Source organism: Acidaminococcus sp. HCP3S3_H5 (assembly GCF_052122235.1).
In the GTDB taxonomy this organism is placed as follows: Bacteria; Bacillota; Negativicutes; order Acidaminococcales; family Acidaminococcaceae; genus Acidaminococcus.
In genome coordinates, this window is sequence record NZ_JBQKCS010000004.1 from 134,381 (window position 1) to 147,623 (window position 13,243).

The 13,243-nt window shown below is 56.3% G+C and carries 11 protein-coding genes; 10 read left to right on the plus strand and 1 reads right to left on the minus strand.

The window, feature by feature from the left end; translation table 11 throughout:
* Positions 1–105 precede the first annotated feature (105 nt).
* From sufB to ACTQY5_RS06370, 7 genes are all read left to right on the plus strand, one after another.
* Positions 106–1,467 (plus strand): Fe-S cluster assembly protein SufB, encoded by a 1,362-nt coding sequence (sufB, locus tag ACTQY5_RS06340; protein ID WP_195839602.1) that lies wholly within the window; start codon positions 106–108, stop codon positions 1,465–1,467.
* A 16-nt stretch (positions 1,468–1,483) separates the two neighbouring features.
* Positions 1,484–2,608 (plus strand): SufD family Fe-S cluster assembly protein, encoded by a 1,125-nt coding sequence (locus tag ACTQY5_RS06345; RefSeq protein ID WP_022488094.1) that lies wholly within the window; start codon positions 1,484–1,486, stop codon positions 2,606–2,608.
* The gene (locus ACTQY5_RS06350) at positions 2,571–3,791 is read left to right on the plus strand and encodes an aminotransferase class V-fold PLP-dependent enzyme (protein ID WP_441368964.1); all 1,221 of its coding nucleotides are present in this window, start codon (positions 2,571–2,573) and stop codon (positions 3,789–3,791) included. The genes ACTQY5_RS06345 and ACTQY5_RS06350 overlap by 38 nt, the downstream gene beginning before the upstream one ends.
* Before the next feature lie 19 nt (positions 3,792–3,810).
* Positions 3,811–4,251 (plus strand): Fe-S cluster assembly sulfur transfer protein SufU, encoded by a 441-nt coding sequence (gene sufU, locus ACTQY5_RS06355; protein ID WP_022488096.1) that lies wholly within the window; start codon positions 3,811–3,813, stop codon positions 4,249–4,251.
* A 309-nt stretch (positions 4,252–4,560) separates the two neighbouring features.
* Positions 4,561–6,633, plus strand: coding sequence for a polyribonucleotide nucleotidyltransferase (locus ACTQY5_RS06360; RefSeq protein WP_022488097.1), 2,073 nt, complete (start codon positions 4,561–4,563; stop codon positions 6,631–6,633).
* 81 nt (positions 6,634–6,714) lie between these two features.
* Positions 6,715–7,197 (plus strand): PTS sugar transporter subunit IIA, encoded by a 483-nt coding sequence (locus tag ACTQY5_RS06365; protein WP_022488098.1) that lies wholly within the window; start codon positions 6,715–6,717, stop codon positions 7,195–7,197.
* 13 nt (positions 7,198–7,210) lie between these two features.
* Complete coding sequence (locus ACTQY5_RS06370) at positions 7,211–7,642, plus strand: zinc-ribbon domain-containing protein (protein ID WP_154487740.1); 432 nt, start codon at positions 7,211–7,213, stop codon at positions 7,640–7,642.
* Positions 7,643–7,701: 59 nt separating this feature from the next.
* Here ACTQY5_RS06370 and rpmB read toward each other — a convergent pair whose 3' ends face one another.
* The gene (rpmB, locus tag ACTQY5_RS06375; protein ID WP_012937850.1) at positions 7,702–7,893 is read right to left on the minus strand and encodes a 50S ribosomal protein L28; all 192 of its coding nucleotides are present in this window, start codon (positions 7,891–7,893) and stop codon (positions 7,702–7,704) included.
* A gap of 119 nt (positions 7,894–8,012) precedes the next feature.
* Between rpmB and recG the strand changes: the two genes are divergently transcribed.
* The 3 genes from recG to fusA all read left to right on the plus strand — a co-directional run bounded on the left by recG (position 8,013) and on the right by fusA (position 13,231).
* Complete coding sequence (recG, locus tag ACTQY5_RS06380) at positions 8,013–10,076, plus strand: ATP-dependent DNA helicase RecG (protein WP_022488100.1); 2,064 nt, start codon at positions 8,013–8,015, stop codon at positions 10,074–10,076.
* 157 nt (positions 10,077–10,233) lie between these two features.
* Positions 10,234–10,962 (plus strand): TVP38/TMEM64 family protein, encoded by a 729-nt coding sequence (locus ACTQY5_RS06385; protein WP_022488101.1) that lies wholly within the window; start codon positions 10,234–10,236, stop codon positions 10,960–10,962.
* 190 nt (positions 10,963–11,152) lie between these two features.
* Positions 11,153–13,231, plus strand: a complete 2,079-nt coding sequence (gene fusA / locus ACTQY5_RS06390; RefSeq protein WP_308664570.1) for an elongation factor G — start codon at positions 11,153–11,155, stop codon at positions 13,229–13,231.
* The last annotated feature ends 12 nt before the right edge of the window (positions 13,232–13,243 follow it).

A 13,243-nucleotide genomic window follows, 5' to 3' on the forward strand; every position in this document is an offset into this window, starting at 1 on the left:
ATGACGGAAGAGAAAAAAGATACGCTGGTCCGGGAAACCGCGGCTGACGAACAGAAACTCCAGAAGGAACGGAAGACCATTGACGCCCTGACGGATTTCAGCAATATGTATGATTTCAAGAAGGACTCCAACCACGAATACAAGACGGAAGCCGGCCTGACTCCTGATGTGGTCCGGGAGATTTCTTCCAAGAAGAATGAACCCAAGTGGATGCTGGATGCCCGTCTGAAATCCCTGGATCTGTACTATCAGATCCCCTACCCGGAATGGGGTCCGGACATCAGCGGCCTGGATATGGCCAACATCGTCACTTACGTACGCCCCAATGCCCGGATGAGTGCCAACTGGAACGATCTGCCGGAAGACATCAAGGACACCTTTGACCGTCTGGGAATCCCGGAAGCGGAAAAGACCTCCCTGGCCGGGGTGGGAGCCCAGTATGACTCCGAAGTGGTGTACCACAGCATCCAGGACGAACTGGTAAAGCAGGGTGTCATCTACACCGACTTCGATACGGCTGTGAAAAAATATGAAGACATTGTCCGGAAGCATTTCATGAAGCTGATTCCTCCCACGGACCACAAGTTCGCCGCCCTCCACGGGGCAGTATGGTCCGGCGGATCCTTTGTGTACGTGCCGGAAGGGGTGGACGTGTCCATTCCCCTCCAGAGCTATTTCCGGCTGAACGCACCGGGAGCCGGTCAGTTCGAACATACCATGATCATTGTGGAAAAGGGCGCCAAGGTCCATTTCATCGAAGGCTGCTCCGCCCCCAAGTACAACGTGGCCAACCTCCACGCCGGGGCGGTGGAACTGTTCATCGGGGATGACGCCACCCTGACCTATTCCACCATTGAAAACTGGTCCAAGAACATGTACAACATGAACACCAAACGGGCCATTGTAGGGAAAAACGGTACCATCAACTGGGTCACCGGGTCCTTCGGGTCCCACACCTCCTGCCTGTACCCCATGAGCATCCTCAACGGGGAAGGGGCCCACTGTGAATTCACCGGGGTCACCTTTGCCGGCAAGGGTCAGTACCTGGACACCGGGTCCAAGGTGGTCCACAATGCTCCCCACACCACCAGCAACATTAACTCCAAGTCCATTTCCAAGGACGGCGGGGTGTGCATCTACCGGGGCAGCGTGGTGATCAACGAATGTGCCGAAGGGTCCAAATCCAACGTAAGCTGCGAATCCCTGATGCTGGATGAACAGTCCCAGTCCGATACCATTCCGGCCATTGTGATCAAGAACGACAATGTGGACCTGGGCCATGAAGCCAAGATCGGCCGGATCTCTGACGAAGCCATCTTCTACCTGATGAGCCGGGGCCTTAGTGAGGACGAAGCCCGGGCCATGCTGGTACGGGGCTTTGTGGACCCTGTTTCCAAGGCCCTGCCTCTGGAATATGCTGTAGAAATGAACAATCTGATCAATCTGGAACTGAAAGGTTCCATGTAAAAGGGAGGCGGAGATTATGACCAAAGAACAATTCAATGAACTTCCGCGTCCCACCTTCCGGTGGATGAAAGTGAACCATCTGGAACTGGATCCCCTGGCGGCCCAGGACCTGAAACCGGTGGAACTGGCGGTGCGCCAGGAAGGGAACGTCCAGGTGGAAACCTATGAGGGAAACCGGCTGCCGGATCTGGGAGATTTCCAGGGAGCCAGCCGGGAAGCCCTGGCAGAAGCCCAAAAAGGCGGCAATGTGAACTGCAGCGTTACGGTGGCCGATGGGGAAGAAGCCTCTGTATGGGTCACCTACACAGTCACCGAGGATGTGCCCCGCCTGGTGGGCCAGCTGAAGATCCAGGCCGGGAAGAACAGCCGTCTCCATGTGTATGAACTGTTTGACGGTGACGGAGAAAACGGGCTGGTGAACCTGCTCCAGTTTGTGGAAGCCGGAGACGGCGCCCAGGTTACCATCAGCAAGGTCCAAATCCATGGGGAGAAGGTCCGGCACATCGACCAGCGGCTGACCCGGGAAGGGAAAGAATCCCAGGTGAAGTTCGTCAGCGCCGAAGTGGGGGGCCATCAGAACCTGGTGTATGTCCGCACGGACCTGGATCATGATGAAGCCCGGTTCAAGAGCGCTTCCATGTATCTGGGCAGCGATGATCAGCTGTTCGACTACTCCTACTGGGTGCCCAACAAGGGCTGCAAGACCGATACGGATATCCTGACCACCGGGGCCCTTATGGGCACCAGCAGGAAATATTTCCGGGGGACCATCGACTTCCTCCGGGGCGGCAAGAAGGCGGTGGGCAACGAATCTGACGTGTGCCTGCTGCTGAACAAAGGCGTCCACTCCATTTCCGTGCCTCTGCTGTTGTGCAAGGAGGACGATGTGGTGGGCAACCATGCTTCCAGTTCCGGCCAGATCGACCAGGACATGCTGTTCTATCTCATGAGCCGGGGCTTCAATGAAGCCGGGGCCCAGCTGATCATCGTGGAAAGCAACATCCGTCCTGTCATCGACCAGCTGGGAGATGAAACACTGGAAAACAAGGCGCTCCAGGCTGTACGGACGAAGATGCAGTTCTGCCACCAGAAAGGAAATTGCCATGATAAATGTACGCAGAGATTTCCCCATCTTGACTAAAGTCCACAATGGACATCCTCTGGTGTACCTGGACAATGCAGCCACCACCCAGAAGCCCTATCAGGTGATCCACGCCATGGTGGATCTGCTGGAACATCACAACGGGAACCCTCACCGGGGGGCCCATGTGCTGTCCATCGAAGCCGGGGAACTGTATGATCAGGCCCGGGAAGCAGTCCGGAAGTTCATCAACGCCAAGCACTTCGAAGAAGTGATCTTTGTGCGGAACTCCACCGAAGGGCTGAACCTGATTGCCCGGAGCTACGGGGAAACCCATCTGAAACCGGGGGATAAAGTGGTGATCCCCATTTCCGAACACCATTCCAACCTGGTGCCCTGGCAGAGAGCCTGCCGGAAGACCGGAGCGGAACTGGTTTACATGTACCTGGATGAAACCGGGCACTTTACGGAAGAGGATCTGGCCAAGATCGATGAACGGACCAAGATTGTTTCCTTTGCTGCGGTGAGCAACGTGCTGGGCATGGTGCGGCCGGTGAAGGAAGTGGTGGAACGGGCCCACAAAGTGGGGGCCATTGCCATTGTGGACGGGGCTCAGTCCACTCCTCACATGAAGACCGATGTCCAGGATCTGGACTGCGACTTTTATGTATTCTCCGGCCACAAGATGCTGGGTTCCACCGGCACCGGTGTGGTGTACGGGAAAAAGGCTCTGCTGGAAGAAATGGAACCTTTCCTGCTGGGTGGGGACATGATCGAATACGTCCAGGAACAGACCACCAGCTTCAATGAACTGCCCTACAAGTTCGAAGCCGGGTCCCAGAACGTGGAAGGAGCCGTGGCCCTCCATGCGGCCATCGACTACCTGGATGACATCGGCATGGATAAGGTGGAAGAACACGAACGGGAGCTGACCGACCGGTGCCTGGCAGGGATGCTGAAAATGCCCCACATCCACATTATCGGCAGCACCAATCCCAAGGAAAAGACAGGGGTGATCTCCTTCACCATCGACGGGGTCCATCCCCACGATGCGGCTACCATCCTGGACAGCTTCGGCATTGCCATCCGCAGCGGCCACCACTGTGCCCAGCCTCTGGGAGCTCATCTCCATGTGGAAGCTTCCAACCGGGTCAGCTTCTATATCTACAATACCCTGGAAGAAGTGGATTACTTCCTGTCCAAACTGCCGGAAGTCCGGAAAGTCATGGGCTTCAAAGATTGATGGAAACAGGTGAATGATAATGGAAGACATGAACCAACTGTACTCTGACATTATTCTGGAGCACAACCAGGACCAGGCCAACAAACATGAGCTGGATCCCCACAATCTCCAGGAACACGGCCACAACCCCAGCTGCGGGGATGACATTACCCTCCAGGCGGATATCCAGGACGGGATCATCAAAGATGCCGCCTACACCGGCCACGGCTGCGCCATCAGCCAGGCCTCCACGGATATCATGATCGACCTGATCCGGGGGAAATCCGTCAAGGAAGCCCTCCGTCTGGTGGATCTGTTCCTGGCCATGATCAAGCGGGAAGAAACCGATGACGGGAAACTGGAAGAACTGGACGACGCCATCGCCCTGAAAAATATCTCCAACATGCCCGCCCGGGTAAAATGCGCCGTCCTGGCCTGGCATACCCTGAAGGATGCTTTGGAGAAGGAAGAGAATAAATAAGGTGCTGTTTCGCAGCACAATGGCCCTGTCAATGGTCAATTGCCAGAGAAAAGAACCCGCCTTGTTGGACGGGTTCTTTTTTATTTGGCAATCCATAGGATATTTGATGAGGAAACAAGTATTCTTTGAAAAGGTTGGTATACCATATTCAAAAATTTGCTTTGGCAAATTTTATCATTTAGCCATTGACAATTGACTGTTGACAATTGACAAAAGAGGGCAAAGCCCTCTTTTTTATAGCTTTTTCCCCGCTGGTGTAGTATAATCTACCCATAATGTCAAGAGTGAAACATAAGGAGGATGCAGAGGATGCATAGTTTTAGCACGGATTTTGGAGGTCGGACCCTTACCATTGAAACGGGGAAGATTGCCAAACAGGCCAATGGCGCTGTTCTGGTCCGCTACGGCGAAACGGCTGTAGTGGTGGCTGTGACGGGTACCGATACCCCCAGGGAAGGGGTGGATTTCTTCCCGCTGACAGTGGATTTCGAAGAAAAGATGTACGCAGTGGGCAAGATCCCCGGCGGGTTCCTGCGGAGAGAAGGGCGGCCGGCAGAAACGGCCATCCTCACGTCCCGGCTCATCGACCGGCCCATTCGGCCTATGTTCCCGGACGGCTACCACAACGATGTACAGATCGTGTGCACGGCAGTTTCCGTGGATCCGGACAATGCCCCGGACATTCCGGCCATGATCGGCGCTTCCTGTGCCCTGTCCATTTCTGATATCCCCTTTGAAGGCCCCATCGCCGGGGTCCGGGTAGGCCTCATCGATGGCCAGTTCATTGTGGAACCCACTGTGGAACAGGCCAAGGTCAGCGAACTGAACCTGGCAGTGGCCGGTACCAAAGACGCCATCCTGATGGTGGAAGCCGGCGCCAAGGAAGTTTCTGAAGAAGTGATGCTGGATGCCATCTGGTTTGCGCACGGCGAAATCAAGAAACTGGTGGAATTCCAGGAAAAGATCCAGGCCGAAGTGGGCAAGCCCAAAATGGACTTCGAAGTCTACACTCCCCCCGCAGAACTGGCCCAGGAAATCGAAGCCTATGGGGAACCCAAGATCCACGATGCCCTGATGGATCCGGACAAGCTGCACCGGGACAAAATGGTCAGCGAAGCCAAGGAGGAAATCCTGGCCCACTTTACGGAACTGTATCCGGACAATGAAATCGATATTGCCCATGTGGTGGCCAAACTGGTGAAACGGGTGTTCCGGCACATCATCACCGTGGACAAGATCCGTCCGGACGGCCGTGCCCTGGATGAAGTCCGTCCCATCAGCTGTGAAGTGGGGCTCCTGGCCCGTCCTCACGGCTGCAGCCTGTTCACCCGGGGACAGACCCAGGTGCTCAACTGCCTGGCCCTGGCTCCGCTCCGGGAAGCCCAGAACCTGGAAACCCTGGCCGGGGACATCCAGAAACGGTACATCCACCATTACAACTTCCCGCCTTACAGTGTGGGCGAAACCAAACCTCTGCGCAGCCCGGGCCGTCGGGAAATCGGTCACGGGGCGCTGGCGGAACGGGCTCTCCTGCCGGTGATTCCTTCGGAAGAGGAATTCCCCTATACCATCCGGCTGGTTTCTGAAGTGCTGGAATCCAACGGTTCTTCCTCCATGGCCAGCACCTGTGCCAGCACCCTGTCCCTGATGGATGCCGGCGTGCCCATTAAAGCTCCGGTATCCGGGGTGGCCATGGGCCTGGTGAAGGAAGGAGAAAACTTCACCATCCTTACCGATATCCAGGGCCTGGAAGACGCCAACGGGGATATGGACTTCAAGGTAGCTGGTACCTCCAAGGGTATCACCGCCATCCAGATGGACATCAAGGTGGACGGCCTGACCAAAGACATCCTCCAGGCGGCCCTGGCCCAGGCCAAGAAAGGCCGTGCCTTCATCCTGGGCAAGATGCTGGAATGCATCTCCGAACCCCGGAAGCAGCTGAAGAAATACGCACCCAAGATCACCACCATTAAGGTGAACCCGGAGAAGATCAAAGACATCATCGGACCTGGGGGCAAGGTGATCAAGAAGATCGTGGAAGATACCGGTGCCCAGATCGACATCAACGATGACGGTACCGTGTACATTGCCGCCGCCGACAGCGCATCCGCCGATGCGGCCATCAAGACCATCCAGGACATCACGGCAGAACCGGAAGTGGGCAAGGTGTACACCGGCAAAGTCACCCGGATCATGAACTTCGGGGCCTTTGTGGAATTCATGCCCGGCCGGGAAGGGCTGGTGCACATTTCCCAGCTGGCCAAGGAACGGGTGGAAAAAGTGGAAGATGTAGTCAGCGTAGGCGACGAAATCGTCGTGAAGCTGGTGGAAATCGACTCCAAAGGACGGCTGAACCTGTCCCGGAAAGCCTGCTTGAAATAAGAAAAAAGGGTGCTGCTGTGCAGCACCCCTTTTTTCATGTTACAATAATATGGTACACACAGGAAACAAGGAGATCATACTATGGGATTGTTTTTCAGAAAGACGAAAGTGACCTTGCTGGCTCCTTTGACCGGGGAACTGGTGTCCCTGGATCAGGTGCCGGACAAGGCTTTTGCCCAGAAAATGCTGGGAGACGGGGTGGCGGTACGGCCGGAAGAAGGACGGCTGGCAGCCCCCTGTGACGGAACCATTTCCTATGTGCCGGATACGGCCCATGCCATTGCCCTCACGGAAGGCCACGGACTGGAAATCCTGCTCCATGTGGGACTCAATACGGTGGCCCAGAATGGGGCGGGCTTCAAGGCCCTGGTTAAAACCGGGGACAAGGTAAAGGCCGGCCAGCCTCTGATCGAATTCGACCGGGAGAAACTGGGAAGCTGCGGCTGCAATCTGACTACCCCCATGGTGATCACCAATGGGGATAAGGTGGGGAAGATGGAAAAGGCACAGTCAGGACCGGTGGCGGCCGGTAAGGACATTGTCCTGACCATTACCCTGAACTGAGGGGGAAGGAACCATGAAAGTAAACGGCAGCGGCGGAAGTTTTGTGGAACAGGTCTACAACCTGGCACCGGCAGTGGCCTGGGAACTGGGGCTTCAGGTATGCCGGGAAATGGAAGTGGAAATCGAAAAACAGGATGATGCCGGGATGCTGCTGAACGGCTCCCTGGTGTCGGAAGAAAAATCCTTCCTGTTCGGGAAACCCAAACGGAAGGAAATCGTTTTTGCCGTACAGCCTTTGGAACAGGGCTGCAATGTAATCGTGGACATCCACAAAAAACGCATGGAAGTGTACAGCCTGAAGCCCCAGAACCGGGAAACGGATAAATTTGTGGCCCTGTTCGAGGAAAAGGCCCAGGCTTACCTGGATCAGCGGATTTGTCCCCAGTGTCATGCAGCGCTGCCCAAAAACGTGGCCTTTTGCCCCTTCTGCGGGGCGAAGCTGTAGAGAGAAACAAAAAAGCTGGCTGCCGAAGCAGTCAGCTTTTTTATGTTGTAACCTATAGCTTAGATGGCGCGGGTTACCTTGCCGGAACGTAAGCAGCGAGTGCACACGTTGATGCTCTTCACTTCACCGTCTACCACCGCTTTAACCTTTTGAACGTTAGGTTTCCAAGAACGTTTTACATGTCTATTGGAATGGCTGACGTTGTTGCCGGACAGCTCACCTTTGTTGCAGATTTCACAGATGCATGCCATGGTCCCACCTCCTTCAAGTTATAAGGCAATGCTTTATTTTTAAAACTCAATGTAGCTATTTTAACACAAATTGGATTATAATTGCAAGTAGAAAACCATGAGAAAAGGAGAAAATGACCATGTGGTGGCAGGAACCTGTAAGCAAACTCAAAGGCATCGGGCCCAAAAAGGCCCTGGAATTCGCAAATATCAACGTAGAGACCATCGGCGACCTGCTGAATCATTTTCCCCGGCAGGGCTGCTATCTGGATTATTCCCACATCCGGACCATCGGAGAACTGACCACCGGTGGGGAAATGCAGCTGTTCCGGGGGACCATCGTCCGGCTGAACAACCGGCGGAGTGCCCGGAACATGAAATACGCCACCATTACCCTGGGGGACGGCACGGGCTTTGCGGAAATCGTCCTGTTCGGGGCACAGACCTACATGACCCGGGTGTACCATACCGGAGATGAGGTGCTGGTCATCGGCAAGGTGAACCTGGGCCGCACCGCCAAAAGTGTCACCAGCGCCAGTCTGTCCCATGTAAAGGATGAAAAGGCGGAGGCCCCCGGCATCCTGCCCACTTATGCCCTGACCGGCAGCCTGACCCAGAACCAGGTCCGGGGGGCGGTGCGCCAGGCTCTGGCCCTGGCCCGGAAGGAACTGCCGGAGTGCCTGCCGGAAAAGATCCTCCAGGCCAAGCATTTCCTGCCCCGGCTGGAAGCCCTGGAGAACATTCACTTTCCCAAAAGTCCGGAACTGCTGGAAAAGGCCCGGCAGCGGCTGATTTTTGAAGAGCTGTTCTTTCTCCAGTGCGGGCTGCTCCATCACCGGGTGGAAATCAAGAAGGACAGCCGGGGCATCAAGATGGCCCGGTCCGGAGAGCTGGTGCAGAAGGTACGGGAAGGTCTGGGCTTTGCGCTTACCGACAGCCAGAAAAAAGCCTGGCAGGAAATCGACGACGACATGCAGAGCCCGGAACCCATGAACCGGCTGGTCCAGGGGGATGTAGGCTCCGGGAAGACGGCCCTGGCCCTTCTGGCCCTGGCCAAAGCAGTGGAAAACGGCTACCAAGGCTGTCTCATGGCTCCTACAGAGATCCTGGCGGAACAGCATTACCAGGAAATGCAGAAGGTGCTGGAACCGGCCGGAATCCGGACGGCCCTTTTGACCGGAGGCCTGACTGCCAAAAAACGCCGTCAGGTGCTGGAAGGCCTGGCAGACGGCTCCATCCAGGCAGTGGTGGGGACCTACGCCCTGATCCAGGACAAGGTGGTGTTCCATTCCCTGGCCCTGGCCATTACGGACGAACAGCACCGGTTCGGGGTGGCCCAGCGGGCCAAACTCCAGGCCAAGAGCCAGTATGCGCCCCATGTGCTGGTGATGACCGCCACCCCGATTCCCCGGACTCTGGCTCTCACCGTGTACGGGGACCTGGACGTGTCCCTGATGAAAGGAATGCCCCCGGGACGGAAACCGGTCCGGACCCTGTGCTACACCGAGGACAAACGGCCGGCAGTGTACCAGGGGATGGTCCATCAGATCCAGGAAGGCCACCAGGCCTATGTGGTGTGCCCCCTGATCGAGGAAAGCGAAGGGGTGGACGCCAAGGCGGCGGAAGAACTCTACGAGGAACTGACTTCCACCTATCTGAAGGGGATCCCCTGCGGGCTCCTCCACGGCCGTCTGAAGCCGGAAGAAAAGGATGCGGTGATGGAAAGTTTCGCCCGGAACGAAACCAAGGTGCTGATCACCACTACGGTGGTGGAAGTGGGGGTGAACGTGCCCAATGCCACACTGATGGTCATCGAGGGAGCGGACCGGTTCGGCCTGGCCCAGATGCACCAGCTCCGGGGCCGGGTAGGACGGGGCAGCGCCCAGTCCTACTGCGTGCTGCTTACCGCTTCCACCAATCCGGTGACCCTGGAACGGCTCCAGATCATGCGCAGCTGCAGCGACGGGTTCCTGCTGGCGGAAAAGGATCTGGAACTCCGGGGGGCCGGCCAGTTCTTCGGCCTGCGCCAGCACGGCCTCAGCGACCTGTACATAGCGGACATCCTCCGGGATACGGATACCCTGGTGGAAGCCCGGAAAGCGGCCCAGTGGGCCATGGGAGACCCGGACACGGCCCAGGAAGTGATCCGCGCCGCTGCCACCACCCAGTTCGACGGACGGTTCGAGAGGATATTCAATGCATAAGGTGGAGCTGCACGCTGCGTGCAGCTCCCCTCGCTGTCAGCGGCCCCCTTCTTTCACCTTTCTTTACATGCAGTTTTCATTTCTGTAACAAGTTCCGGCTATAATAAATAAAATCCACTATTGACCTTTCATTGATTTTGTCATAAGGAGCCGTATCATGGAAGCACCTGTACAATCACAACCGCAATATCCTGCCCAAGACCGCTGTTCGGAACGGACTTTCAAACTTCTGGCTTTTGCCGGGCTGTTGGGGGTCCTGGTCCTGATCCATTTTCTGGACCCCGGATTCTATCACCAGATCGTCCACCTGGCCCGGGGTGGGAACATCCAGGAAACCGTGGACTTTCTCCGCTCCTTCGGCCCCTGGGCCGTAGTCATCAGTTTCCTGCTGGATGTGTTCATCAACGCCGCCGGCTGTCTTCCCTCCATTTTCCTGTCTACGGCCAATGGGGTGGTGTTCGGGCTGCCGGTGGGGATCCTGGTATCCTGGTCCGCGGAAAGCGTGGGGGTGATTCTCAGTTTCCTCATTATGCGGTATTTCCTCCGGTCCACAGCGGAAACCGTCATTGCCAAAAGCAACAATCTCCAGAAACTGGACGAGATGAGCAGTGAAAACGGCCTGGTGGCCATGGCACTGGCACGGACCCTGCCCTATTTCCCTTCCGGGATCCTCACCTGCTTGGGAGCCATCAGCCGGATGAAGTTCCGGGACTATGTGATTGCCACCTTTATCGGGAAACTGCCCTCCACGGCCCTGGAAGTGGTGGTGGGCCACGACATCGTCCATTTCCGCCAGCATATGGACCGGCTGGCCATCCTGGTGACTCTGGTGCTCCTGGTCTACGGAACGCTGCTGTACAGCCGGTACCGGAAACGTCGGGCCTGAGAAAGAGCTGCAGAAGGAATGTGTATCTATCGTTACACATTCCTTTTTCTTTTGGGAGAATTTCAAAAGTTTTCTGTAAAAAGCAGGAAAAAGGCTGTCTTTCCCCGAAAAAGAGTACCATCAGACTTGTTGAGGACCCTGTTTCGGCAGCGGTACCTCCTGCACCATACGGAACAAAGGGGGCTGTACAGTGAAAGAGTATACAGGTGATAAAATCAGAAACGTGGCAATCGTAGGTCATGGAGGCGCAGGCACCACTTCCCTGACGGAAGCTCTGCTCTACCGCAGCGGGGCCATCAGCCGGATGTGCAAGGTGGAAGACGGCCAGACCACTACGGACTTTGAACCGGAAGAAATCAAAAGAGGGGTTTCTGTCAGCGCCACCCTGGCACCGGTGGAATGGCGGGATGTGAAGATCAACTTCATCGATACCCCGGGGTTTGCGGATTTCGTGGCGGAAGTGAAAGGGGCCTTCCGGGCGGTGGACAGCGTGCTGATCGTGGTCAGCGCCACCAGCGGGGTCCAGATCGGGACGGAACAGTGCTGGAAGCTGGCGGAAGAAGCAGGTCTGCCCCGGCTGATCTTCGTGAACAAAATGGATCGGGAAAACGCTGATTACGACAATATCCTGGACAATCTCCGGGCCAAGATCGGGAAACGGATCCTGCCTCTGGAACTGCCTTTGGGCAAGGAAGCGGATTTCTGCGGGGTCATCGACGTGTTCAACCAGAAGGCCTACCGGGGCAACGGCAACGGGGCCGACGAAATCGAGGTCCCTGCTGATCTGAAGGAATGGGTCCAGGATGCCCATGACAAAATGGTGGAAGCGGCGGTCGAAGCCGATGACGAAATCATGGAACGGTATCTGGAAGGGGAAACCATTTCCGATGAAGAAGTGATGAGCTGTCTGGTGAAGGGCATCCGGCAGGGAATCATCTTCCCGGTGCTCTGCGGCTCCGCCTTCAAGAACATCGGCCTGGGCCGGACCCTGTCCGCCATTGTGGACTATACCTTCCCGGCCATCCTGAACGAATACCATGTAACCAACCTGAAAACCGGAGAAGTGGAACGGCGGGATTCCAACGCACCGCTGGCCGCTCTGGTGTTCAAGACCACCTCCGATCCCTTTGTGGGACGGATGAGCTTCATCCGGGTGTTCTCCGGGGTTATCAACGCCGACAGCACTGTGTATAACGCCAGCCGGGATGAAATGGAAAAGGTGGGGGCCATCTGTACCCTCCGGGGCAAGAACCAGATCCCCATGAAGGCCATTACCGCCGGGGATATCGGGGTGATCTCCCGTCTCCAGTTCACCATGACCGGGGATACCCTGAGTGCCAAGGAGGCACCGGTGCAGTTTGCACCCATTGAATACCCTCTGCCCATGTACAGCCGGGCCATCGCTCCCAAAAAGAAAGGGGACGAGGACAAAATTGCGGCGGCTCTGAACAAGCTCATGGACGAAGATCCTACCTTTATCGTCAGCCGGAACCCGGTGACCAAGGAAACTCTGATCAGCGGCATGGGAGACCAGCATCTGGACATCCTGATGGAACGGATGAAACGGAAATTCGGGGTGGAAGCCGTTTTGAAACCGCCCATGGTGGAATACCGGGAAACCATCCGGGGTTCTGCAGAAGTGGAAGGCAAATACAAGAAACAGACCGGGGGCCACGGCCAGTACGGCCATGTGGTCATCAAAATGGAACCTCTGCCTCCGGGAAGCGGTTTTGAGTTCGTGGACAAGATTTTCGGAGGTGCCGTGCCCCGGCAGTACATCCCGGCGGTGGAAAAGGGCATGAAGGAATCCATGGAACACGGGATCCTGGCCGGATATCCGGTGGTGGATCTGAAGATCACCCTGCTGGATGGGTCCTATCATACGGTGGACTCTTCGGAAATGGCCTTCAAAGTGGCTTCCCACATGGCCTTCCAGAAAGCGGCGGAACAGTCCAAGCCTGTGCTGATGGAACCCTATTACAACCTGGATGTGTATTGTGACGAACGGATGACCGGGGACATTATTTCCGACCTGAACAGCAAACGGGGACGGATCCTGGGGATGCAGTCTGCAGAAGACGGCCGGGCTGTGGTAAAGGCCCAGGTGCCCTATGCGGAAATCCTGGATTACGCTGTGGATCTCCGGGCCCTGACCCAGGGGACCGGGACCTTCGAAATGAAGTTTGACCATTACGAAGACGTGCCTCCCAAGATGGCGGACAAGATCATTGCTGAAGCCAGAGCCAAGGCAGAAGCCGCCAAAAAGTAAAAATATGCGTTT